The sequence below is a fragment of the Enterobacter sp. SA187 genome, from assembly GCF_001888805.2.
GTDB lineage: Bacteria > Pseudomonadota > Gammaproteobacteria > Enterobacterales > Enterobacteriaceae > Enterobacter_D.
In genome coordinates this window covers 3,317,199-3,340,926 of sequence record NZ_CP019113.1, presented here as the reverse complement: position 1 = coordinate 3,340,926, position 23,728 = coordinate 3,317,199, and the positions used below count along the sequence as shown (strand labels likewise).

The following is a 23,728-nucleotide window of genomic DNA, read 5'->3' as shown; positions in this document are numbered from 1 at the left end:
ACTATGCTGAAGCGAAATTTAACTATCTTGACCTTAGCCTATGACCGATCAGGCCCTGTTAGATCGCATCAGCCTTGATGACTTCTCAGCGGAATTCAAAAGAAGCAGCGGCAGGAGCGTGAACTATTACCACTGGCATCAGTGCCTGGAGCTGCTTTACATCGAAAGCGGGGTGGGTATTGTGGTGGTGGACAATCAGAAATTCACCGCCAGAGCAGGGCGGCTTTTTGTTTTTCCGCAGGGTAAAATCCACAAGGTTATGGTGGAGAATTCCGATACTAACCGTTATCGCCGCACTATTATTCATGTCGATGCGGCGATGATGAGCGGCTATCTGCGCCCTTTTTCCCAGCGGCATCAATTATTTTTACAGATAGCCGACGCCGGAGCGCGGGTATCGATTTACGATCTTTCAGGCGCGGCGGATAAATTTGCAGGAATGCTGCAAACCTTCTGGGAAAGTTATCATGAAGCGGGCAGTAAAACCGAACTCATGGCGCTGCTGCTGTTAAATATTCTGGGTTTTCTCTCCAGCGGCGTTTATGTCAGGGCAGGGAACAGCGGGGTACTTTCATCGAAAATCATGAATTATATCGAGGTGAATTATGCGCATAAAATCAGCCTCGAAAATATGGCGGCCAGCCTGAATGTCTCAGGGAGTTATGCGTCCAGGACATTTCGTAAGGAAACCGGCGGCACCATTCAGGAATATATTATCATTCGCCGCATCAAACATGCCTGTGAATTACTGGAACACTCTACTCTTTCTGTGGCAGACATCGCCACGCAAAGTGGTTTTAACCATGTCACCTATTTTATTAAGTGTTTCAATGATGTAATGGGCTGTGCGCCGCTGAAGTATAAACAGCGGATGATTACCCCTAAAAAATCGGCGTGTTAGTCATACATTCTGTTGACATTTCATACACTTCTTTACGCAGGAATCAGTGCGCTCCCATCGACAGGGCGATATTGCAACTTTGCGCAGACGATCACCAACCAGGCATTGGATTCTCTATGTTTTTTGTCTAGAGTGAGCGTTCTTTTTGATGCCGCTGTTTCGCCAGTGGCGGAACGCATTCACCCGACCAGAAGGATGTTTTCTCAGGCATGAACCGCAGACGATTTATTAAAGGCTCTATGGCCCTGGCCGCTGCGTGCGGAACAACGGGATTCGCCTCTCTCTTCCCCCGTGCGGCATTTGCTGCGGAACCTGGCATTGCCGATGGTCAAAGCCGTCGCTTCGATTTTTCCGTGCTGCAATCCATGGCCCATGACCTGGCGCAGAACGCCTGGGCCGGTAAACCTAAGCCGCTGCCGGATACGCTGGCCACACTGACGCCGCAGGCTTACAACAGCATCCAGTACGATGCGCAGCACTCATTGTGGAACAACATCCCGGATCGCCAGCTGGATATTCAGTTCTTCCACGTCGGTATGGGCTTCCGCCGCCGCGTGCGCATGTTCTCGCTGGATCCCGCCACCTCCGAAGCGCGCGAGATCCATTTCCGTCCGGAGCTGTTCAACTACCACGACGCGGGTGTAGATACGAAACAGCTGGAAGGGCAGAGCGATCTGGGCTTTGCCGGTTTCCGCGCCTTTAAAGCGCCGGAGCTGGCGCGCCGGGATATTGTTTCCTTCCTCGGCGCGAGCTATTTCCGCGCGGTGGACAGCACCTACCAGTACGGCTTATCCGCGCGCGGGGTGGCGATTGACACCTTTACCGACACGCCGGAAGAGTTCCCGGATTTCACCTCCTTCTGGTTTGAAACCGCGAAACCCACCGACACCACCTTCACCGTGTATGCGCTGCTGGACAGCCCGAGCCTCACCGGTGCCTACAAATTCGTGATCCACTGCGAGAAAAGCCAGGTGATCATGGAGGTGGATAACCATCTGTACGCGCGTAAAGACATCAAACAGCTCGGCATCTCGCCGATGACCAGCATGTTCAGCTGCGGCAACAACGAACGCCGCATGTGCGACACCATTCACCCGCAGATCCACGACTCCGACCGTCTGGCGATGTGGCGCGGCAACGGCGAATGGATCTGCCGCCCGCTGAATAACCCGCAGAAATTACAGTTCAACGCCTTTCAGGACGACAACCCGAAGGGCTTCGGGCTGCTGCAACTGGACCGCGATTTCTCCCACTATCAGGACATCATGGGCTGGTATAACAAACGCCCGAGCCTGTGGGTGGAGCCGCGCAACAAGTGGGGCAAAGGGTCTGTGGCGCTGATGGAGATCCCGACCACCGGCGAAACCCTGGATAACATCGTCTGCTTCTGGCAGCCGGAGCGGCCGATCAAAGCAGGTGAAGATCTCGCCTTCCAGTACCGTCTCTACTGGAGCGCGCAACCGCCGGTGCATACGCCGATGGCGCGCGTGCTGGCGACCCGTACCGGCATGGGCGGTTTCCCGGAAGGCTGGGCGCCGGGCGAGCATTATCCGCAGGTATGGGCGCGTCGCTTCGCGGTGGATTTTGTCGGCGGCGATATTAAAGCGTCAGCACCGAAGGGCATTGAGCCGGTGATCACCCTGTCGAACGGCGAAGCGAAACAGGTGGAGATCCTCTACGTTGAGCCGATCGACGGCTATCGCATCCAGTTCGACTGGTATCCCACTAATGATTCCACCGATCCGGTGGATATGCGCATGTTCCTGCGCTGTCAGGGCGATGCCATCAGCGAAACCTGGCTGTACCAGTATTTCCCGCCCGCGCCCGACAAGCGTAATTACGTCGATGACCGCGTAATGCGTTAATATTTGTAACTTGCAGGCCGGGTAAGCATCAGCGCCACCCGGCGGTGCCGGTATTGTGCCCGGCGGCGCAGGCTTGCCGGGCCTACGTTTCTGCTCAGCGCCTGTAAACCGTAGGCCGGGTAAGCGTCAGCGCCACCCGGCATTTTTCCCGCCTCAAGGAGTTCCCATGACTCAGGACGACCTTATTCCCGTCAGCGACACCCTCACGCTCTGCGCCATCAACGAGCAGGACGTCCCCGAGCTGCACCAACTGGTGCTGAAAAACAAAACCTGGCTGCAACAGTTCTTAAACTGGCCGCAATATGTCGGTTCGGAAGACGACTCGCTGAAAAACGCGCAGAGCAACATCATGCTGCACCAGCGCGGCTACGCGAAAATGTTCCTGCTGAAGTTCAACGAACGCATCGTCGGCGTGCTGTCGTTCAACTCTGTAGAGCCGTCTAATAAAACGGCCTATATCGGCTACTGGCTGGATGAAGATCATCAGGGGAAAGGGTTGCTGTCGCAGGCGTTACAGGCATTTATGGCGTTTTACGCCGCGCGCGGGGAAGTGCGCCGTTTTGTGATCAAATGCCGGGTGGACAACGCCGCCAGCAATCAGGTAGCGCTGCGCAATGGCTTTACGCGCGAAGGCTGTCTGAAAGAGGCCGAATTCCTTAACGGCCGCTTTGACGATCAGTATATTTACGCGCGTATTATCGATTCGGCGTCACAGTGAGCCGATAAGCGGCGTGCGGGTGATATGCTCCGCGCCGTTCAGCACCTTTGGTCCGCGCAGGTGAATGCCACCGTCCGCCTGGCCTGAGATATTGACGGTACCGCTGATCTCCACCTGCTGCTCGATCAGGACATTGCCGCTGATTTTCGCCTCGCCCTGAATAATGACTTTGTTATCCAGCAGGATCGGGCCGCCGTGCAGCCATGCGTGACCGCCGACCAGCACGTGATGTTTGAGCACACAGTTGCCTTCCACTACCGCATGTTCCGCCACCTGCGCGCTGTAGCGCAGCGTCGGAATGGCGTCTTCCTCACTGCCTGCCACCACCCGCGCATGGCCGTAAACTTTGGCGCAGTCGCACACCCAGACGTTATTTTCTTCATTGCCTTCCAGCAGGGCGAAATCAAACACCTCAGCGCGGTGCTCGATAAAAGCATCGTTGACGATGGCGTCACCGTAGATTTGCGCCTGATGCACCACGCGGGAGCGACTGACGGTAGCGCGCTGGAAGATACGCAATCGCTGGTGCTGGTCGGGCGTCAGACCGCGGGCGGCAATGACGTCGCTGCCGTTAAGCACCCGCGCTTCATCGGCGATGTCACAGTCGCCGCGCACCCTTGACGCCTGAACCAGCACCGTACCGCACAGCCTCGCCCCATGGCTGATTTCCGCGGCGTCCACCCAGGCGTTATCGCTGATCTCTGCGTTATGACGCAGAATGCACGCGCCGGTAATACGGGCGTTATCGCGGATCTGGCAGCCGTCAAAAGCGAGGCTGTTTTCATCGTAGATCCAGCAGTCGCCGTGCTGAGAAAGCACGCTTTCATCATCGATCCAGCCGCCGGGCGTCCCGGCCGTCACATCGTTAAATTCGGTAAAGGCTATAATCTGGCGCAGACTGATGCTGCGCTTTTCCACGCCGTCCTGATAGCTGAACGTGCGGCACTCATCGCTGAGACGATATTTATTCATCTTGGTTATTCCGCAGAAGCCTTCACTGAGCGTAGCAAAATTTACGTCACTGGCTATCTGGCGCGAATTTCCATAAAATGTATTTCAAATATCATTTAAAAATTCAACAAAATGTGTAACCGAATTGTTAGCAAAAAAGTGCTGCATTTGCCCGCCGGTTATTTCGGGATGGTGCTGGGGATTATCGGCATGGGCTTCGCCTGGCGTTATGCCAGCACTATCTGGCCGGTCAGCCACGTCATTGGCGACGGGCTGGTCGCGCTGGCGACCTGTATCTGGGCGTTGCTGACGCTGGCATTTCTGTGGCGACTGGCGCGCTATCCGTACAGCGTTTTGCGGGAGATGCGTCATCCGGTGCAGAGCAGCTTTGTGAGCCTCTTTCCGGCGACCACCATGCTGGTGGCCATCGGCATGGTGCCCTGGTGGCGCGCGCTGGCGCTGGGACTGTTTATCGTCGGGGTGACGGTGCAGCTAACCTATGCCGCCTGGCAATCCGCAGGCCTCTGGCGTGGCCGTCATCCGCAGGACGCCACCACGCCGGGGCTGTATCTGCCGACGGTGGCGAATAACTTTATCAGCGCCATGGCCTGCGGCGCGCTCGGTTTTCATGACGCCGGGCTGGTGTTTTTAGGGGCCGGCGTCTTCTCCTGGCTCAGCCTTGAACCGGCGATCCTTCACCGGCTGCGCAGCGCCGGGGAGCTGCCCGTCGCCATGCGCACGTCCCTCGGCATCCAGCTTGCGCCCGCGCTGGTCGCCTGTAGCGCCTGGTTTAGCGTCAACGGCGGCGAGGCGGACACCTTCGCCAAAATGCTGTTTGGCTATGGTCTGCTGCAACTGCTGTTTATGCTGCGGCTGATCCCCTGGTATCTGTCGCAGCCGTTTAACGCCACCTTCTGGAGCTTTTCGTTCGGCGTGTCGGCGCTGGCCACAACCGGATTACATCTGGGGCACAGCGCGGGCGCGGGATTCTTTCACACGCTGGCGCTGCCGCTGTTTGTGTTCTGTAACCTGATCATAGTGCTACTGGGGATCAAAACCCTGATGCTGTTATTTCAGGGCAAACTGCTGATCCGCGTCGACCCGGCACAATTAATTAACGCTAAGGATGAATAATGACCACTCGCGATGAAAACTATTTTACTGAGAAATACGGCCTGACCCGTACCCATTCCGAAGTGCTGGAAGCCGGGGCGATGATCCCACCGGGTAAAACCCTGGATCTGGGCTGTGGCAACGGGCGCAACAGCGTCTGGCTGGCGGCAAAAGGCTTTAACGTAACGGCCTGGGATAAAAACCCCAACAGCATTGCTAATCTGCAACGCATCAAAGCGGCGGAAGGGCTGGATAACCTTGAGATTGCTATTCAGGATCTGAACGCGCTGACCTTCGATGGCGACTACGATTTTATTTTGTCCACCGTGGTGATGATGTTCCTTGAGCCGCAGACTATTCCGGGGCTGATTGCCAATATGCAGCGCTGCACCGTGCCGGGGGGCTACAACCTGATTGTCGCCGCCATGGATACCGAAGATTTTCCGTGCAATGTCGGCTTCCCGTTTGCCTTTAAAGAAGGTGAACTGCGCAACTATTACGACGGCTGGGAGATCGTGAAATACAATGAAAATCCGGGGGAATTACACCGCACCGACGCGAATGGCAACCGCATTAAACTGCGCTTCGCCACGCTGCTGGCGCGTAAAGCCGCCTGAGCATAAATTACCCGGCCTGACGCCGGGTTTTTTATTTGCCTGAAATGTGCGCCACGCCTCTTTTAGTCACAACAGCGACACAATGGTTTTGCTATAACCACCTGTGCATATGTGCACTAACTGAGATCTTATTATGCGTACTCATACTTTATTTAAAGTTGCAGTGCTTACAGGCCTGCTCACCCTGGCAGGCTGTGCGTCGAAAGTGGCGGAGCCTGATAACTATTCCGGGTTTTTGAAAGATTATTCTGGCTTGCAGCAAACCACCTCCGCATCGGGTAAACCTGTTTTGCGTTGGGTGGATCCCAATTTTGATCCCAACCAGTACGACAGCATTATTTATCATCCGGTGACTTACTATCCGGTGGCAAAACCGACCTCGCAAATCGGGCAGCAAACGCTGGATGGTCTGCTGAACTACACCAACAGCAAACTGAAACCTGCCATCGGACAGCGTAAACCGCTGGTGACGTCGCCCGGCGCGCACAGCCTGATTTTCCGCGGGGCGATCACCGGGGTGAATTCCAGCAAAGAAGGGCTACAGTTCTATGAAGTGGTGCCCGTCGCGCTGCTGGTCGCCGGGACGCAGGCCGCCACCGGGCACCGTACCATGGACACGCATCTCTATTTTGAAGGCGAACTGATTGACGCCGCCACCAATAAACCGGTGCTGAAAGTGGTGCGTAAGGGCGAAGGGAAAGATCTCAACAATGAAAGCACGCCGATGACCGTCGAAACCTTAAAACAGGTGGTTGACGACATGGCGACCGACGCCACCATGTTCGATCTCAACAAAAAGTAAAACCGCGCGCCACCGACCGGTGGCGCAGTTTTATGCCTGTTTCACCCGCCAGCCCCTGCCGGTAAACCACTTTTCCGGGCGGGCGAACATCACCAGATTGCCCACCAGGATCAGCGCCAGTCCGCACACTGCATTCAGATGCCAGACATAACCCTCATACAGGGTGGAGATGGTCAGGGCGACCAGCGGAAACAGCAGGGTGCTGTATGCCGCTTTGCTGGGGCCGATGCGTCCGACCAGCGTGAAGTACGCGCCGAAGCCGATTACCGAGCCAAACAGCGCCAGGTAGACCAGCGCGCCGAGGTAAGAGAGCGTCCAGTCTGGGGTAAAATCGTCGCCGCGCACCAGCGCAATCCCGCCCATAATCAGCGTGCCGTAGAGCATCGCCCAGGCGTTGGTGGTCATGGTTTCCAGCCCGTTACGCTGATGGCGCAGACTGATCATATTGCCCATCGAAAACCCCAGGGTGCCGAGCGCCGACAAGCCGATACCCATCAGCAGCGTACTGCTCATATCGGTGGCGACCAGATCGTGCCAGAACAGGGCCACAATACCGCACAGTCCCAGCAGCGCTGCCAGGTAAAAGCGGGCAGGTGGCCGGTTACCGAAAAACAAAAAGCTGTTGATGGCGTTAAACAGCACCGCCATGGAGAAGATCACCGACTCCAGCCCGGTATTGATCCATGCCGCCGCGGTATAAAAACACCAGAAGTTAAAGCCGAACACGCAGCCGCCCTGCAACAGGCAAAACAAGTGATCGCGTCGCGCCAGCGGCCGCAAACGCCGCCACACAATAAGCGTCGTCATGATGACCAGGGTCGCCAGCGCAAAGCGCCAGAATATAGAAACCGGTGCCGGGACGCTGCCCTGTTGTAAAAAGATGGCGATCCAGGTGGTGCCCCAGATCACCACTACCAGGCAATACAATAATGCGTTCATGTTTTATCTCTTCTCGGTTGACCTGCTGCTGATTCTGGCGTGGCATTTCGCCCGCGGCTTGCACCGTATTGCGGTCAACTTGCAAATTCTTGCGCTTTTTTATCGGGCGGCGGGACAATATGCGGGGAAGGCGGGTAAACTGCGGATCTGGTTAATCATTTGTTAAGCGGCGTTATGGCGGAAACTTATCGGGCGTTTGAAAATCTGCGCAATCACAATGCGGTGCTGCATGATTCGGTGGCGCTTAATACCGGTATGCAGCTGGCCGCCTGGTCTAACACGCGCGATAACATCACCCAGTATTGCGATCACCACACGCTGAGCCTGTACATCGCCGACGGTTACGAGAGCTATCACAAAACCTCCGGCGGCTGGAAGAATGGCGGCGGCCCTGATCGTTTCTGCCTGATGCCGACCGACAGCGAATCCAGCTGGGATATTCGCGACGACCTCTCCTTTGTGCATCTCTACTGTACCGATGCGCATCTGCGTACGGTCAGCGAGCAAATCTGGGATCGCCGTCCCGCATCCTTAACCCTGAACGAACAGATGTTTGGCGAAGACGCGCAGATCACCGCGCTGTACCGTCATTTTCTGCTCGGCTGCGACTGGCAGCAGCAGGCGAATCAGCTGACGCTGAGCACCGCCTCAACCTTACTGTTAACCCATCTGGTGCAGCACTACAGCAACGTGCGCTGGCGGCTGCCGACCGTCACCGGCGGGCTGTCGCCGTCGGTATTACGCAACGTCCTGGCCTATATTGACGCCAGCCTCGCGCAACCGCTGACGCTGGCGGATCTGGCCGCCGAAGCGGCATTAAGCGAATTCCATTTCGCGCGCATGTTCCGCCAGTCGATGGGGCTGGCGCCGCACCAGTATGTGATGCAGCGCCGCATGGCGCAGGCCGAGCAGATGGTGCGCTACAGCGACAGCTCCCTGACCGATATTGCGCTGGCCTGCGGCTTTAACTCCGCCAGCCATTTCAGCAACCGCTTTAAAAGCGTCACCGGTATAACGCCTTCGCAGCTACGCGCGCGCCGCGCGTGACAGCAGGGCGTAGCATGCGCCGCCGATAATCAATCCCCAGAAGGCGGAGCCGATGCCGAGCAGCGTAATGCCGCTGGCGGTGATCAGAAAGGTGACAATGGCCGCGTCACGCTCACGGGGATGCGCCAGCGCCTGATACAGGCTGCCGCTGAAGGTGCCGAGCAGCGCCAGCCCCGCCAGCGTCTGGATCCAGCTCACCGGCAGCGCCGTCATCAGCGCGGTAATGGAACCGCCAAAAATCCCCGCCAGCAGATAAAACCCTCCGGCAGCCATTGCAGCCAGCCAGCGTTTACTGGCGTCCGGATGCGCATCCGGGCTGAGACACACCGCCGCGCTGATCGCGCCAATGCACACCGAAAACGCGCCGAAACCCGACAGCAGTACCGTTAACCCGCCGGTAAAAATCATCAGCGGCGAAACGGGAACCTGATAGCCCGCCGCCTGAAAGGTCGCCACGCCAGGCGCGTTTTGCGATGCCATGGTGACGAGGAAAAAAGGAATGCCGATGCTGATAAGGGTGGTCAGGCTGAACTGCGGGGCGATAAATTCCGGCATGACCGGGTTAAAATGCAGTCCATAAGTGACAACGTCACCTGAAGCCCATGCGGCGACAATCCCCGCCAGCAGCGTGCCGACGATGGCGTAGCGGGGCGCGAACGCCTTGCCCAGCATCCACGCCAGTAGCATACTGCCGCACAATAAAAAGTGTCCCTCAATATTCCTGAAGGCTTGCAGGCCAAAACGCAGTAAGATGCCGCCCAGCATGGCGGCAGCCAGCGAATGGGGAATAATTTTCATCAGCCGTGCAAATAAGCCGGTGAGGCCGCACAGCAGGATCAGCGCATTGGCGAAAATAAAAACGCCTACCGCTTCGTTAATGCTTACCCCGTGCAGGCTGGTCGCCAGCAGCGCCGCGCCGGGCGTGGACCATGCGGTGAGCAGCGGAACGCGGTACCATAGGGTGAGCGCCAGCGTACTGACGCCCATCGCGAGGCCGAGGGCGGTCATCCAGCCGGCGATCTGCGCCTCGCTGGCACCGGCGGCAGAAGCGGCCTGCCAGATAATGGCCGCCGAGCTGGCGTAACCGACCAGCACCGCAACAAAACCCACGAGCAGCGCGGGGAGTGGGAAAGAGAACGGACGCATAATGATCCTTGTGCGTTATAGCGTCCGCACAAACTATCACTGTGCGCTATAACGTACAAGCGACGGGTAATGCAACCAGGAGAAAATGATGGATCTGACACAGTATCTGGCCGGGACGCTGAAAAGCCTGCGTCAGGCGCGGGGCTGGAGTTTGTCACGGCTGGCGGAAGAAACCGGCGTATCCAAGGCGATGCTCGGCCAGATTGAGCGCAACGAGTCCAGCCCGACGGTGGCGACGCTGTGGAAAATCGCCACCGGCCTGAACGTGCCGTTTTCGACCTTTATTGCCGCGCCCGATACGATGGTGCCCCAGGCCTACGATCCCGACCAGCAGGCGATGGTTATCACGCCCTTGTTCCCCTGGGATGCGCAACTGCACTTTGATCTGTTTTCCATCACGCTGGCCCCCGGCGCGCTGAGCGAATCCACGCCCCACGAATGCGGTGTGATTGAACATGTGGTGGTGATTTCAGGCGTGCTGGAGATGTGTCTCGACGGCCAGTGGCAGAGCATTAGCGCCAACAGCGGCGTACGTTTTGCGGCGGATAAAGCGCATGCCTATCGCAACAGCACCGCGCAGACCGTGCACTTTCATTCACTGATCCATTACCCCAAAGAAAAAAGCCGCGGTTAAGGCGTGGAAAGTGTTTTGGTCTGTGGGCTATTCTCACTACAATAGCGGCCATTTTGACCATCCTGGATAACGACGACCGTATGCGCCTGCAATCCCATCATCTTGAATTATTAAGCCCGGCCCGTGATACCGACATCGCCCGCGAAGCCATTCTTCACGGCGCGGATGCGGTGTACATCGGCGGCCCCGGCTTTGGTGCCCGCCACAATGCCAGCAACAGCTTGCAGGACATTGCGAAACTGGTGCCTTTTGCCCATCGCTATGGCGCGAAGGTGTTTGTGACGCTGAACACCATTCTCCATGATGATGAGCTGGAACCGGCGCAGCGGCTGATCACCGATCTCTACCAGACCGGCGTGGATGCGCTGATCGTCCAGGACATGGGCGTGCTGGAACTGGATATTCCGCCGATTGAACTGCACGCCAGCACCCAGTGCGATATTCGCAGCGTTGAAAAAGCCAAATTCCTCTCGGATGTCGGCTTCTCACAGATTGTGCTGGCACGTGAACTTGACCTCCAGCAGATCAAAGCCATCCATCAGGCCACCGACGCCACCATTGAATTTTTCATTCATGGCGCGCTGTGCGTGGCGTACTCCGGCCAGTGCTACATTTCTCATGCCCAGACCGGGCGCAGCGCCAACCGCGGCGACTGCTCGCAGGCCTGCCGTCTGCCGTACACCCTGAAAGACGATCAGGGGCGCGTGGTGTCCTATGAAAAACACCTGCTGTCGATGAAAGACAACGACCAGACCGCCAACCTCGGGCAGCTGATCGACGCCGGTGTACGCTCCTTCAAAATCGAAGGACGCTATAAAGACATGAGCTACGTGAAGAACATCACCGCCCATTACCGGCAGATGCTCGATGCCATCATTGAAGATCGGGGCGACCTGGCGCGCTCTTCTGCCGGGCGTACCGAGCACTTCTTTGTTCCGTCCACTGATAAGACGTTCCACCGTGGCAGCACCGATTATTTTGTGAATGCCCGTAAGGCTGACATTGGGGCCTTTGATTCGCCGAAGTTTATCGGCCTGCCGGTGGGCGAAGTGCTGCGGGTGGGTAAAGATCACCTGGATGTGGAAGTCACTGAACCCCTGGCGAACGGCGACGGGCTTAACGTGATGATCAAGCGCGAAATCGTAGGTTTTCGTGCCAACACGGTGGAGAAAACCGCCGAAAACCGTTATCGCGTCTTCCCGAACGAGATGCCCGCCGATCTGTTTAAGGTGAAGCCGCATACGGCGCTGAACCGCAACCTCGACCATAACTGGCAGCAGGCGCTGACCAAAACCTCCAGCGAACGCCGTATCGCGGTGGATATCGAGCTGGGCGGCTGGCAGGAACAGCTGATCCTCACCGTCACCTGTGAAGACGGCATCAGCGTCACCCATACGCTGGACGGTCAGTTCGATGAGGCCAATAACGCCGAAAAAGCGTTAAACCAGTTGCAGGATGGCCTGGCAAAATTAGGCCAGACCCGTTACTACGCGCGCGATATTCAGGTAAACCTGCCGGGTGCGCTCTTTGTACCGAACAGTCTGCTCAACCAGCTGCGCCGTGAAACCATTGAACTGCTGGACGACGCCCGTCTGGCTAACTATGAGCGCGGCAGCCGTAAACCGGTGGCGGTACCTGCGCCGGTGTACCCGGAAACGCATCTGTCATTCCTCGCCAACGTCTATAACGCCAAAGCGCGGGCGTTTTATCATCGCTACGGCGTACAGCTGATCGATGCCGCTTACGAGGCGCACGAAGAGAAGGGCGACGTGCCGGTGATGATCACCAAACACTGCCTGCGTTTTGCGTTTAATCTCTGCCCGAAACAGGCAAAAGGTTCGATCAAGAGCTGGAAAGCGACGCCGATGCAGCTGGTGCATGGCGATGAAGTGCTAACCCTGAAATTTGACTGCCGTCCGTGTGAGATGCACGTAGTGGGTAAGATCAAAAACCGTATCCTTAAAATGCCGCATCCGGGCAGCGTGGTGGCGTCGGTGAGTCCTGAAGATCTGATGAAGACCTTGCCGAAACGCAAAGGAGTTTGACGTTATTGCCGGGTGGCGGCTACGCCTTACCCGGCCTGGGGTATGGTGTGGTTGCGTGAATGTGCCGGGTGGCGGCTGCGCCTTACCCGGCCTACGTATGGTGTGGCTGCATGATTGCGCCGGGCAATAACCGCCCATCAATGTGACTTAAACCCCGCCGCGCTCATCAGCAGCCGGAACCCCATACTCACCGCGCCGAGCGCCAGCACGCTGGCGCCCCAGATGATCACCAGCCACATCAGCCGTTTCCATAAAGGTTTCTGCATCAGTGATAGCCCTCGCCGGGTTTAACTTTGCCGCGGAACACGTAGTAGCTCCAGAAGGTATAGACCAGGATCACCGGAATAATCAGCAGCGCGCCGACCAGCATAAAGCCCTGGCTTTGCGGCGGCGCGGCCGCCTCCCAGAGCGTGATGGACGGCGGGATAATGTGCGGCCAGATGCTGATGCCCAGCCCGCTGAAGCCCAGGAAAATCAACCCCAGCGTCAGCACAAAGGGCAGCGAATGGTGCTCGACGTTACTCAGGCTGCGCCATTGCCACAGGCTCAGCAGCACCACCAGCACCGGCACCGGCATCAGGAAGAAGATATTTGGCATACTGAACCAGCGATCGGCAATCGCCTGATGCGCCAGCGGCGTCCACAGACTGATCACCGCCGTCACCACCAGCAGCGCCAGCAGCAGCTGTTTCGACGAGCGACGCATTTTCACCTGTAATTCACCGCCGCTTTTCATCACCAGCCAGCTTGCGCCGAGCAGGGCGTAGGCCACGACCAGCCCAAAACCGCAGAACAGGTTAAAGGGCGTCAGCCAGTCCAGCGCACCGCCGCTGAACGTACGGCCCGTCACCGGGAAACCGTTCAGCACCGCACCCACCACTATCCCCTGGGTGAAGGTGGCGAGGATCGAACCGCACAGGAATGACTTATCCCAGAACGGCCGGTGTTCCGGGGTGGCTTTGAAGCGGAACTCAAAGGCCACGCCGCGGAAAATCAGCCCAATCAGCATCAGCGTCAGGGGGATGGTCAGCGCGTCAATAATGACCGCATAGGCCAGCGGGAACGCACCGAACAGACCCGCACCGCCCAGCACCAGCCAGGTTTCGTTGCCATCCCATACCGGGGCGACCGTGTTGACCATCACATCGCGCTCGTCTTCATCCTGTACCAGCGGAAACAGAATGCCGATGCCCAGATCAAAGCCGTCCATCACGATATACATCAGCGTGGAGAAGACGATGATCACAAACCAGATTACCGACAGATCGATACCCATTATTTAAACTCCTCCCTGGTGGCCGACAGCGGGCGGGCAGGCCGGCCATCTGTGGGATGTTCGTCAGGTGGCTGCGGCCCCAGTTTGATCAGGCGCACCATGTAGCTGTAACCGACGCCGAAGACCGAGGTATAGACCACGAAGAAGGTCAGCAGGCTGATACTCATCTGCAAATCGCCGTGGGCGGAAACCGCGTCGATAGTGCGTTGCAGGCCATACACCACCCAGGGCTGACGGCCGACTTCCGTCGTCACCCATCCGGCGAGAATGGCGATAAGTCCGGAAGGCCCCATCCATAACGCAAAATGCAGGAACGGCCGCGACTCGTAAAGGCGGTGTTTATAACGCAGCCACAACGCTGCGACGCCAAGCAGCATCATCAGCAGGCCCATCGCCACCATGATGCGGAACGACCAGAACACAATGGTGGAGTTGGGGCGGTTCTCTTTCGGAAACTCTTTTAACGCCGGAACCTGTTTATCCAGACTGTGCGTGAGGATCAGGCTGCCTAGCGCGGGGATCTCCAGCCCGTAGCGGGTGCGCTCTTCTTCCATATCCGGCAGGCCGAACAGCAACAGCGGCGTCGCTTCGCCCGGTCTGTTTTCCCAGTGGCCTTCAATGGCAGCGATCTTGGCCGGTTGATGCTCCAGCGTGTTCAGCCCGTGCATATCGCCGATCATCGCCTGAATGGGCGCGACAATCAGCGTCATCCACAGCGCCATGGAAAACATGGTGCGAATAGCGGGGGTGTTATTACCGCGCAGCAGATGCCAGGCCGCGGACGCCCCCACAAACAGGGCGCTGCTGAGAAACGCCGCCACCGTCATATGCAGCAGCCGGTACGGGAAGGAAGGGTTGAAAATAACCGCGAACCAGTCCACCGGCACCACCTGACCGTTGACGATCTCAAAGCCCTGCGGGGTGTGCATCCAGCTGTTGGACGCCAGGATCCAGAAGGTGGACATCAGCGTACCCAGCGCCACCATGCAGGTCGCCAGAAAGTGCAGCCCCGGCCCGACTTTATTCCAGCCGAACAGCATTACGCCAAGAAAACCCGCCTCCAGGAAGAAGGCTGTCAGCACTTCATAGGTCAGCAGCGGCCCGGTGATACTCCCGGCAAACTGCGAAAAGCCGCTCCAGTTAGTGCCGAACTGATAGGCCATCACCAGACCGGAAACCACCCCCATACCAAAGTTAACGGCGAAGATTTTCGACCAGAAATGGTACAGCGCACGCCACACCGGATTTTTGGTTTTCAGCCACAACCCTTCCAGCACCGCAAGGTAACTGGCCAGCCCGATGGTGATCGCCGGAAAGATAATGTGGAATGAAACCGTGAAAGCGAACTGGATCCTCGCCAGATGAAACGCATCAAGACCGAACATAGACAACCTCTGATAACCTGCTGTTAGCGTTAATGGTAATGATCCGGGAGCGAAACGTGCAGACGCAGATACCCGATATTTTTAGATAACAGTTTGCAAAAAGCCGTCATTTTGAGTGAACTGATATAGCGAAAGGGCAACTGTCGTGGTACGGTAAGTTTAGGTTAGTTTTGTGTAAGTGAAATGAAAAAATATCAGCGCCTTGCGCAACAAATTATCGACCAGATCGAACTCGGCGTCTGGCAGCCAGGGGACCGTTTACCTTCGTTGCGCGAGCAGGTGACGCACAGCGGCCTGAGCTTTATGACCGTTGGCCATGCCTATCAGATGCTGGAAAGCCAGGGGCGCATCGTCGCCCGCCCGCAGTCCGGCTATTTCGTCGCGCCGCGTCCGGTGAGCCAGAAACTGACGCCGCCCGCGCAGGTGATGCGAGATGAGGCGGTGGACATCAACACCTACATTTTTGACGTGTTACAGGCAAGCTGTGACGCCTCGGTGCTGCCGTTTGGCTCGGCGTTTCCCGATCCACATCTTTTCCCGCAGCAGCAGCTCAACCGCTCGCTTTCGGCGATTGGCAAAACCGCCACCGCCATGAGCGTGATCGAAAACCTGCCGCCGGGCAATGCCGCGCTGCGTCATGCCATTGCCCGCCGTTACGCCCAGCAGGGCATGACCATATCGCCGGATGAAATCGTGATCACCGCCGGGGCGCTGGAAGCGCTCAACCTGAGTTTGCAGGCGGTCACGCAGCCGGGAGACTGGGTGATCGTCGAAAACCCCTGTTTTTACGGCGCATTGCAGGCGCTGGAGCGGCTGCGGCTGAAGGCGTTGTCAGTGGCGACGGACGTGAAAGAGGGTATCGATCTGGAAGCGCTCGCCCAGGCGCTGAACGACTATCCGGTAAAAGCCTGCTGGCTGATGACTAACAGCCAGAACCCGCTCGGCTTTACCCTCAGCGCCGACAAAAAAGCCAGACTGGTGGCGCTGCTGGCACAGCATAACGTCACGCTCATTGAGGATGATGTTTACAGCGAGCTGTATTACGGGCGGGAAAAACCCTTGCCGGCCAAAGCCTGGGACACGCAGGACATGACGCTGCACTGCTCGTCGTTTTCCAAATGTCTGGTGGCGGGATTTCGTATCGGCTGGGTGGCGGCGGGGAAACATGCGCGGCGTATCCAGCAGCTACAGCTGATGAGCACCTTATCCACCAGTTCGCCGGTGCAGCTGGCGCTGGTCGATTACCTCTCCACCCAGCGTTACGACGCCCATCTGCGCCGCCTGCGGCGCACGCTGGCCGCCCGCAAACAGCAAAGCTGGCAGGCGCTGCTGCGCCATCTTCCGCCGGAGGTGAAGATTCACCACAACGACAGCGGCTATTTTTTATGGATCGAACTGCCCGCAACCCTGGATGCGGGAAAATTAAGCGAGCAGGCGCTGGCGCACCGCATCAGCATCGCGCCGGGCAAGATGTTTTCCACCTCCGACGCCTGGGTGCCGTTTTTCCGCTTTAACACCTCCTGGGAGTGGGGCGACCGCCAGGAACAGGCGGTGAAGATCCTCGGACAATTAATTCGTGAATTGCTGAAATAACAACTCTTTGCGGCGGCTTATTTACTGAATTTAACGCCGGTCACAACCTGAGCAAATTTCTTTTATACGGATCGTGCCGCTGTCTACCTTTATGAAGGGAGACTTTTTAACGGCACGGCTGCCGCACCTCTTATTGCGACAGGAGTACATCCGTATGAGCAAAACATTTGCGCGCAGCTGTCTGTGTTCGCTGGGCATGACCCTTGCCTGCGCCCACGCCGCCGAACCGCCCACAAAAATCGGCGATGGCGAAGGGCGGCTCGATATTATCGCCTGGCCCGGTTATATCGAGCGCGGGCAAACCGATAAGGACTACGACTGGGTGACGGCCTTTGAAAAAGAGACCGGCTGCGCCGTTAACGTCAAAACCGCCGCCACCTCCGATGAAATGGTCAGCCTGATGGCGAAGGGCGGCTACGACCTGGTTACCGCCTCCGGCGACGCCTCCCTGCGGCTGATCATGGGAAAACGCGTCCAGCCGATCAATACCGCGCTGATAGAGAACTGGAAAAACGTCGATCCGCGTATGGAGAAGGGCGACTGGTTTAACGTCAACGGTAAAGTCTACGGCACGCCGTATCAGTGGGGGCCGAACCTGCTGATGTACAACACCACCACGTTCCCCACGCCGCCGGACAGCTGGGCGGTGCTGTTTATCAAACAGCAACTGCCGGACGGCAAAAGCAACCAGGGGCGCGTACAGGCCTATGACGGGCCGATTTATATCGCCGATGCCGCGCTCTATGTGAAAGCCACCCAGCCGGAACTCGGCATTGAGGATCCCTACCAGCTCACCCAACAGCAGTACGACGCCGTACTGAAGGTACTGCGCGACCAGCATCAGTTGATCCATCGCTACTGGCATGACACCACTGTGCAGATGAGCGACTTCAAAAACGAAGGCGTGGTGGCCTCCAGCGCCTGGCCGTATCAGGCAAACGCGCTGAAAGGCGAAAATCAGCCCATCGCCACCGTCTTTCCGAAAGAGGGCGTCACCGGCTGGGCGGACACCACTATGCTGCACGCCGACGCCAAACACCCGAACTGCGCCTATAAGTGGATGAACTGGTCGCTGACGCCAAAAGTGCAGGGCGATGTGGCGGCCTGGTTTGGCTCGCTGCCGGTGGTGCCGGAAGGCTGCAAGGCCAGCACGCTGCTGGGCGAGAAAGGCTGCGACACCAACGGCTACAGCTTCTTTGACAAAATCGCCTTCTGGAAAACGCCGGTGGCGGACGGCGGTAAATATGTGCCGTACAGCCGCTGGACGCAGGATTACATCGCCATTATGGGTGGACGTTAAGCATGGCCCGGGCCGTAGAGTTTCAGAATGTCTCGCGTCTGTATGGGGATGTGCGGGCGGTGGATGGCGTCAGCCTTGAGGTGCAGGACGGGGAGTTTTTCTCGATGCTGGGGCCGTCCGGCTCCGGCAAAACCACCTGCCTGCGGCTGATCGCCGGGTTTGAACAGCTGTCAGGCGGGGCGATACGTATTTTCGGGCAGGACGCCAGCACGCTGCCGCCCTGGCAGCGCGACGTCAATACTGTGTTTCAGGATTACGCGCTCTTCCCGCATATGTCGATCCTCGACAACGTCGCCTACGGCCTGATGGTGAAAGGCGTCGACAAAAAACAGCGCCATGCCCGCGCCCGCGAGGCGCTGGAAAAAGTGGCGCTGGGATTTGTGCACACCCGTAAACCGTCGCAGCTTTCCGGCGGCCAGCGGCAGCGGGTGACAATCGCCCGCGCGCTGGTCAACGAGCCGCGGGTATTGCTGCTGGATGAACCCCTCGGCGCGCTCGATCTCAAACTGCGTGAGCAGATGCAGTTCGAACTGAAAAAGCTGCAACAGGATCTGGGCATCACCTTTATTTTTGTGACTCACGATCAGGGGGAAGCGCTGTCGATGTCTGACCGGGTGGCGGTGTTCAACAATGGCCGCATCGAGCAAATCGACAGCCCGCGCGAGCTCTATCTGCGACCGCGCACGCCCTTTGTCGCCGGTTTTGTCGGCACCGCCAACGTTTTTACCGCCGACACCGCCCGTCAGCTGTGCGGTATGACGGGGATGTACTCCCTGCGTCCGGAGCATATCCGGCTGAACGAGTCCGGCGAGATCCAGGTGCAGGGCGTGGTGCAGGCAGTGCAGTATCAGGGGGCGGCGACGCGCTTTGAGCTGCGCTTGCCGGGCGGGGAAAAATTACTGGTCAGCCAGGCGAATCTCTCCGACGCGCAGCTGCCCGAACTATTACAGCCGGGGCAGAGGGTGCTGGCCTGCTGGGCGCGGGCGGCGATGGTACCACTGCAGGGGGCGGGCTGAATGGCGACAAACTTCTCCCGTCTTTCTGCGCCGCCACAAACGGGGCGGCTGTCGGGCTTTTTCTGGCGCAGGCCTGGCCTCGGGCTGTTCCTGCTGCTGGTGCCGCCGCTGATGTGGTTCGGCGTAGTCTATTTCGGATCGCTGCTTACGCTGCTGTGGCAGGGGTTTTACACTTTCGACGATTTCACCATGTCGGTGACGCCGGATCTAACGCTGGCGAACCTGAAGGCGCTGTTCAACCCCGCCAACTATGACATTATCCTGCGCACGCTCACCATGGCGCTGGCGGTCACCGTTGCCAGCGCCATTCTTGCCTTCCCGATGGCGTGGTTTATGGCGCGTTATACCACCGGCAAAATGAAAGCGTTTTTCTATATCGCCGTGATGTTGCCGATGTGGGCGAGTTACATCGTCAAAGCCTACGCCTGGACGCTGCTGCTGGCGAAAGACGGTGTGGCGCAGTGGTTTTTAAGCCATCTGGGGCTGCAACCGCTGCTGGCGGCCTTTCTGACGCTGCCCGCCGTGGGCGGTAGCACGCTTTCCACCTCCGGGTTCGGGCGCTTTCTGGTGTTTCTCTATATCTGGCTGCCATTCATGATCCTGCCGGTGCAGGCGGCGCTGGAGCGGTTACCCGCCTCGCTGTTGCAGGCGTCGGCGGATCTGGGCGCGCGTCCGGCGCAGACGTTCCGTTATGTGGTGCTGCCGCTGGCTATTCCCGGCATTGCCGCCGGATCGATTTTTACCTTCTCGCTGACGCTGGGGGATTTTATCGTCCCGCAACTGATCGGCCCGCCAGGATATTTCATTGGCAACATGGTTTACTCCCAGCAGGGGGCGATTGGCAATATGCCGATGGCGGCGGCCTTCACGCTGGTGCCCATTGTATTGATTGCCCTTTATCTGGCGTTCGTGAAACGTCTGGGAGCTTTCGATGCACTCTGATCGCGCCCCCTTTTTGCTCAAAGTCGCGGCCTGGGGCGGGGTGATCTTCCTGCATTTCCCCCTCGCCATCATCGCCATCTATGCGTTTAACACCGAAGACGCCGCCTTCAGTTTTCCCCCGCAGGGGCTGACGCTGCGCTGGTTCAGCGTGGCCGCCACAAGGGGCGACATTCTCGAATCCGTGACGTTGTCACTTAAAGTCGCCGCGCTGTCGACGGCGATTGCCCTGGTACTTGGCACGCTTGCTGCAGCAGCGTTATGGCGCAGCACGTTTTTTGGCAAAAACGCCATCTCTTTACTGTTGCTGCTGCCCATTGCATTGCCGGGGATCATCACCGGGCTGGCGCTGCTGACGGCCTTTAAAACCGTCGATCTGGAGCCGGGTTTTTTAACCATCGTCATCGGCCATGCGACTTTCTGCGTGGTGGTGGTGTTTAACAACGTGATTGCCCGCTTTCGCCGCACCTCATGGAGCCTGGTGGAAGCGTCGATGGATTTGGGCGCGACCGGCTGGCAGACCTTCCGCTATGTGGTGCTGCCGAACTTAGGTTCGGCGCTGCTGGCGGGGGGCATGCTGGCGTTCGCGCTGTCGTTTGACGAAATTATCGTCACCACTTTCACCGCCGGGCATGAACGTACGCTGCCCCTGTGGTTGCTCAACCAGTTAGGCCGACCGCGCGACGTGCCGGTGACTAACGTGGTGGCGCTGCTGGTGATGCTGGTAACTATGCTGCCGATCCTCGGTGCCTGGTGGCTGACCCGCGAGGACGACACCGGGAAATAACTGACCACAGAGAAAGGACCATATTATGCAACATCAACTGTTAATTAATGGCGAGCTGATCAACGGCGAAGGCGAAACCCAGGCAGTGTATAACCCGGCCACCGGGGAGGTGTTGCTGGAGATCGCCGAAGCGTCCGCAGCCCAGGTCGACGCCGCCGTGCGCGCCGCCGATCGCGCCTTTAGCGAATGGGGGCAGACCACGCCGAAAGTACGTGCCGAAGCGCTGCTGAAACTGGCGCAGGTCATAGAAGACAACGCCGACGCGCTGGCAAAACTCGAATCGCTGAACTGCGGCAAACCGCTGCACTGCGCGTTAAACGATGAGATCCCGGCGGTGGTGGACGTGTTCCGCTTCTTTGCCGGGGCGGCGCGCACGCTTAATGGTCTGGCGGCGGGGGAATATCTGGAAGGTCACACCTCTATGATCCGCCGCGATCCGGTGGGCGTGGTGGCGTCCATTGCCCCCTGGAACTATCCGCTGATGATGGCGGCCTGGAAACTCGCACCGGCACTGGCGGCGGGCAACTGCGTGGTGATCAAACCTTCGGAGATCACGCCGCTGACCGCGCTGAAGCTGGCGGAACTGGCAAAAGATATTTTCCCGGCGGGCGTGCTGAACGTGCTGTTTGGCCGTGGCAAAACCGTCGGCGATCCGCTGACCGGTCATGAAAAAGTGCGTATGGTGTCGCTCACCGGCTCCATTGCCACCGGCGAGCATATCATCGCTCATACCGCTTCTTCGGTGAAACGTACCCACATGGAACTGGGCGGCAAAGCGCCGGTGATCGTCTTTGACGATGCGGATCTGGAGGCGGTGGTGGAAGGCGTGCGCACTTTCGGCTATTACAATGCCGGACAGGACTGCACCGCCGCCTGTCGTATCTATGCGCAAAAGGGCATTTATCCGGCGCTGGTGGAAAAACTCGGTGCGGCCATTGCCAGTCTGAAAATGGGCGCGCCGGAGGACGGCTCCACCGAACTGGGGCCATTAAGTTCCGAAGCACACCTGGCGCGCGTGGCGGCGGCGGTCGAAGAAGCCAAAGCGCTGCCGCATATCAAAGTGATCACCGGCGGGGCGAAGCGCGAGGGCGCGGGCTACTATTACCAGCCGACGCTGCTGGCCGGGGCGAAGCAGGAGGACGCCATCGTCCAGCGCGAAGTCTTCGGTCCGGTGGTCAGCATGACAGAATTCGACGACGAAGATCAGGTACTGGCATGGGCCAACGATTCGCAGTACGGGCTGGCGTCATCGGTATGGACTCAAGACGTGGGCCGGGCGCACCGCCTGAGCGCTCGCCTGCAATACGGCTGCACCTGGGTGAATACGCACTTTATGCTGGTCAGCGAAATGCCGCACGGCGGGCAGAAAATGTCCGGCTACGGCAAAGATATGTCAGTCTTCGGGCTGGAAGATTACACCGTAGTGCGGCACATCATGATTAAACATTGAACCACCTTGTGACAGGCGTCTCCTTCAGGGCAGCAGGTTAGGTTAATAATGCCTGCTGCCTTTACGCAGGGAGCGACCGTCACCATGACACTGTATCTGAAGCTACTGATTTTTTATGGGGTGATGGCGATAGTGAGCGGCGTCATCACCTGGTTTCTCACCAAAGACAAAGTCTGGGTTCGCCTGCTCGCCGCCGTGCTGGTCGGGCTGACGTGGCCGATGAGCTTTCCGATGGCGTTACTGGTATCCCTGTTATAAATGCCCTGTCTCAATGACTCGTTTTTTACTCCAGTTGTAGTTCACCAGCGCCAGCGTCAAGGGCGCGCTTACTCCACCAAAACGTGAGGCGCGCTGGTCCTCAAAATACTTACGAAAGCGCACAGGCAGACGGGCCGCTTCATAGCGCACCAGCGTGCTGTGCCAGAAAGGCGGCGGCAGCGGGGTGTTGCCGTAACGCTGCGTTAACGCTGATTTCCAGGGGCTGGCGAGCAGGGCGTCCGCAAAATGTTGCCGCCGCGCGAGGCTGACGGCATCCGGCGTGCCGGCGAGCAGGAGTTGATCGGGAAGGGCGACCAGCCGCAGATCGCTGATGGTCACGGTCAGCGGCGCTATATCCATAAATGCCGACTTCAGGCTGGCGAGTTCCTGCGGCGGCTGCGGCCTGTCATAAAGCGCATCGGTAACGGCTAAAAAGGTGAAGTGCAGCGCACTGGCTGGCATGACATCCGCCAGCGGATCCCCTGCCGCCAGCGTATGCAACTGCTGTAACAGGGTGGCGATGGCAGGCGATAACGGCGGGGTGATGCCCGTCGCCAGCGCGTATTTATCTTTCGCATAACGCGGCTTGCTGCGTGTCGCACCTGTGCCGGGATCCTGCGCCCAGGCCGCCAGGGTGCAGGATGATGTACTGTCGTAAAGCGCATTTAGTGTCTTAATCAATTTACCCCTTCCTTTTGTTGTAACAAAACTTGATTAATATCAATAAACGATGCATATTGCGGCGGTTTTGTCTCTGGAATCGATCACAACAATGACGCTATATCAAAAAATGCTGGCTTTCTACGCTGTCATGGCCGCCATCAGCGCACTGATCACCTGGTTTTTGTCGAAAGATCGCAAGCGTATTCGCTTCCTCAGCGCTTTCCTGGTCGGCTCAACCTGGCCGATGAGTTTTCCGGTCGCGCTGCTGATCTCACTTTTCTAA

Annotated in this window: 26 protein-coding genes; 18 read left to right on the top strand and 8 right to left on the bottom strand. The window is 58.1% G+C overall.

Annotated features, from left to right (window positions below):
* Positions 1–40 precede the first annotated feature (40 nt).
* Both BMF08_RS16030 and BMF08_RS16025 read left to right on the top strand, forming a co-directional pair.
* The gene (locus tag BMF08_RS16030) at positions 41–901 is read left to right on the top strand and encodes an AraC family transcriptional regulator (protein WP_072568538.1); all 861 of its coding nucleotides are present in this window, start codon (positions 41–43) and stop codon (positions 899–901) included.
* A 209-nt stretch (positions 902–1,110) separates the two neighbouring features.
* Positions 1,111–2,766: a glucan biosynthesis protein D gene (locus tag BMF08_RS16025; protein ID WP_072568537.1), complete on the top strand. Its 1,656-nt coding sequence runs from the start codon at positions 1,111–1,113 to the stop codon at positions 2,764–2,766.
* Here the strand turns inward: BMF08_RS16025 and BMF08_RS21190 are convergent.
* Positions 2,763–2,909 carry a hypothetical protein gene (locus BMF08_RS21190; RefSeq protein WP_158684896.1) on the bottom strand — a complete coding sequence of 49 codons (147 nt, stop codon included), beginning with the start codon at positions 2,907–2,909 and terminating at the stop codon, positions 2,763–2,765. The two genes, BMF08_RS16025 and BMF08_RS21190, sit on opposite strands and share 4 nt — an antisense overlap.
* Positions 2,910–2,932: 23 nt before the next feature.
* Here BMF08_RS21190 and rimL point away from each other — a divergent pair, with 23 nt between their 5' ends.
* Positions 2,933–3,484 (top strand): 50S ribosomal protein L7/L12-serine acetyltransferase, encoded by a 552-nt coding sequence (gene rimL, locus BMF08_RS16020; protein ID WP_072568536.1) that lies wholly within the window; start codon positions 2,933–2,935, stop codon positions 3,482–3,484.
* Here rimL and ydcK read toward each other — a convergent pair.
* The gene (ydcK, locus tag BMF08_RS16015; RefSeq protein WP_072568535.1) at positions 3,476–4,456 is read right to left on the bottom strand and encodes a YdcK family protein; all 981 of its coding nucleotides are present in this window, start codon (positions 4,454–4,456) and stop codon (positions 3,476–3,478) included. The two genes, rimL and ydcK, sit on opposite strands and share 9 nt — an antisense overlap.
* Positions 4,457–4,567: 111 nt before the next feature.
* On the opposite strand from ydcK, the gene tehA reads away from it, so the two are divergent.
* The 3 genes from tehA to BMF08_RS16000 all read left to right on the top strand — a co-directional run bounded on the left by tehA (position 4,568) and on the right by BMF08_RS16000 (position 6,967).
* Complete coding sequence (gene tehA / locus BMF08_RS16010; RefSeq protein WP_072568534.1) at positions 4,568–5,569, top strand: dicarboxylate transporter/tellurite-resistance protein TehA; 1,002 nt, start codon at positions 4,568–4,570, stop codon at positions 5,567–5,569.
* Complete coding sequence (gene tehB, locus BMF08_RS16005) at positions 5,569–6,165, top strand: tellurite resistance methyltransferase TehB (RefSeq protein WP_072568533.1); 597 nt, start codon at positions 5,569–5,571, stop codon at positions 6,163–6,165. The genes tehA and tehB overlap by 1 nt, the downstream gene beginning before the upstream one ends.
* Before the next feature lie 133 nt (positions 6,166–6,298).
* Positions 6,299–6,967, top strand: a complete 669-nt coding sequence (locus BMF08_RS16000; RefSeq protein WP_072568532.1) for a DUF3313 domain-containing protein — start codon at positions 6,299–6,301, stop codon at positions 6,965–6,967.
* A 30-nt stretch (positions 6,968–6,997) separates the two neighbouring features.
* Here BMF08_RS16000 and BMF08_RS15995 read toward each other — a convergent pair whose 3' ends face one another.
* The gene (locus BMF08_RS15995) at positions 6,998–7,906 is read right to left on the bottom strand and encodes a DMT family transporter (RefSeq protein WP_072568531.1); all 909 of its coding nucleotides are present in this window, start codon (positions 7,904–7,906) and stop codon (positions 6,998–7,000) included.
* Here BMF08_RS15995 and BMF08_RS21185 point away from each other — a divergent pair.
* Together BMF08_RS21185 and BMF08_RS15990 are read left to right on the top strand one after the other, a co-directional pair.
* A complete protein-coding gene (locus BMF08_RS21185; protein WP_158684895.1) occupies positions 7,905–8,072 on the top strand; it encodes a hypothetical protein in 168 nt (55 codons plus the stop codon). The genes BMF08_RS15995 and BMF08_RS21185 overlap by 2 nt on opposite strands.
* An 8-nt stretch (positions 8,073–8,080) precedes the next feature.
* A complete protein-coding gene (locus BMF08_RS15990) occupies positions 8,081–8,953 on the top strand; it encodes a helix-turn-helix transcriptional regulator (protein WP_072569451.1) in 873 nt (290 codons plus the stop codon).
* On the opposite strand, the gene BMF08_RS15985 is transcribed toward BMF08_RS15990, so the two are convergent.
* Positions 8,933–10,099, bottom strand: coding sequence for a benzoate/H(+) symporter BenE family transporter (locus BMF08_RS15985; protein ID WP_072568530.1), 1,167 nt, complete (start codon positions 10,097–10,099; stop codon positions 8,933–8,935). The genes BMF08_RS15990 and BMF08_RS15985 overlap by 21 nt on opposite strands.
* Before the next feature lie 88 nt (positions 10,100–10,187).
* On the opposite strand from BMF08_RS15985, the gene BMF08_RS15980 reads away from it, so the two are divergent.
* The gene (locus BMF08_RS15980; protein ID WP_072568529.1) at positions 10,188–10,733 is read left to right on the top strand and encodes a helix-turn-helix domain-containing protein; all 546 of its coding nucleotides are present in this window, start codon (positions 10,188–10,190) and stop codon (positions 10,731–10,733) included.
* An 80-nt stretch (positions 10,734–10,813) separates the two neighbouring features.
* On the top strand, positions 10,814–12,778 hold the full coding sequence (locus tag BMF08_RS15975) for a peptidase U32 family protein (RefSeq protein ID WP_072568528.1): 1,965 nt from the start codon (positions 10,814–10,816) through the stop codon (positions 12,776–12,778).
* A gap of 137 nt (positions 12,779–12,915) precedes the next feature.
* On the opposite strand, the gene BMF08_RS15970 is transcribed toward BMF08_RS15975, so the two are convergent.
* From BMF08_RS15970 to BMF08_RS15960, 3 genes are read right to left on the bottom strand one after another with little or no spacing between them, the layout of a single operon-like run.
* Positions 12,916–13,044 carry a DUF2474 domain-containing protein gene (locus BMF08_RS15970; protein ID WP_072568527.1) on the bottom strand — a complete coding sequence of 43 codons (129 nt, stop codon included), beginning with the start codon at positions 13,042–13,044 and terminating at the stop codon, positions 12,916–12,918.
* Positions 13,044–14,054: a cytochrome d ubiquinol oxidase subunit II gene (gene cydB, locus BMF08_RS15965; protein ID WP_072568526.1), complete on the bottom strand. Its 1,011-nt coding sequence runs from the start codon at positions 14,052–14,054 to the stop codon at positions 13,044–13,046. The genes BMF08_RS15970 and cydB overlap by 1 nt, the downstream gene beginning before the upstream one ends.
* The gene (locus BMF08_RS15960; RefSeq protein WP_072568525.1) at positions 14,054–15,439 is read right to left on the bottom strand and encodes a cytochrome ubiquinol oxidase subunit I; all 1,386 of its coding nucleotides are present in this window, start codon (positions 15,437–15,439) and stop codon (positions 14,054–14,056) included. Before BMF08_RS15960 ends, cydB begins: the two co-directional genes overlap by 1 nt.
* A 183-nt stretch (positions 15,440–15,622) precedes the next feature.
* On the opposite strand from BMF08_RS15960, the gene BMF08_RS15955 reads away from it, so the two are divergent.
* The 7 genes from BMF08_RS15955 to BMF08_RS15925 all read left to right on the top strand — a co-directional run bounded on the left by BMF08_RS15955 (position 15,623) and on the right by BMF08_RS15925 (position 22,782).
* Positions 15,623–17,032 (top strand): aminotransferase-like domain-containing protein, encoded by a 1,410-nt coding sequence (locus BMF08_RS15955; protein ID WP_072568524.1) that lies wholly within the window; start codon positions 15,623–15,625, stop codon positions 17,030–17,032.
* A gap of 154 nt (positions 17,033–17,186) precedes the next feature.
* Positions 17,187–18,332, top strand: coding sequence for a putative ABC transporter substrate-binding protein YdcS (gene ydcS / locus BMF08_RS15950; protein WP_072568523.1), 1,146 nt, complete (start codon positions 17,187–17,189; stop codon positions 18,330–18,332).
* A gap of 2 nt (positions 18,333–18,334) precedes the next feature.
* Positions 18,335–19,348 (top strand): ABC transporter ATP-binding protein, encoded by a 1,014-nt coding sequence (locus BMF08_RS15945; protein ID WP_072568522.1) that lies wholly within the window; start codon positions 18,335–18,337, stop codon positions 19,346–19,348.
* A complete protein-coding gene (locus tag BMF08_RS15940) occupies positions 19,349–20,290 on the top strand; it encodes an ABC transporter permease (RefSeq protein WP_072568521.1) in 942 nt (313 codons plus the stop codon).
* Complete coding sequence (locus tag BMF08_RS15935; protein ID WP_072568520.1) at positions 20,280–21,074, top strand: ABC transporter permease; 795 nt, start codon at positions 20,280–20,282, stop codon at positions 21,072–21,074. The genes BMF08_RS15940 and BMF08_RS15935 overlap by 11 nt, the downstream gene beginning before the upstream one ends.
* A 25-nt stretch (positions 21,075–21,099) precedes the next feature.
* Positions 21,100–22,524, top strand: a complete 1,425-nt coding sequence (gene patD, locus BMF08_RS15930; protein ID WP_072568519.1) for an aminobutyraldehyde dehydrogenase — start codon at positions 21,100–21,102, stop codon at positions 22,522–22,524.
* A gap of 84 nt (positions 22,525–22,608) precedes the next feature.
* The gene (locus BMF08_RS15925; protein WP_072569449.1) at positions 22,609–22,782 is read left to right on the top strand and encodes a GhoT/OrtT family toxin; all 174 of its coding nucleotides are present in this window, start codon (positions 22,609–22,611) and stop codon (positions 22,780–22,782) included.
* Here BMF08_RS15925 and BMF08_RS15920 read toward each other — a convergent pair.
* Positions 22,777–23,463, bottom strand: a complete 687-nt coding sequence (locus tag BMF08_RS15920) for a hypothetical protein (RefSeq protein ID WP_083580920.1) — start codon at positions 23,461–23,463, stop codon at positions 22,777–22,779. The genes BMF08_RS15925 and BMF08_RS15920 overlap by 6 nt on opposite strands.
* Before the next feature lie 91 nt (positions 23,464–23,554).
* Here BMF08_RS15920 and BMF08_RS15915 point away from each other — a divergent pair, with 91 nt between their 5' ends.
* Complete coding sequence (locus BMF08_RS15915) at positions 23,555–23,728, top strand: GhoT/OrtT family toxin (RefSeq protein WP_072568518.1); 174 nt, start codon at positions 23,555–23,557, stop codon at positions 23,726–23,728.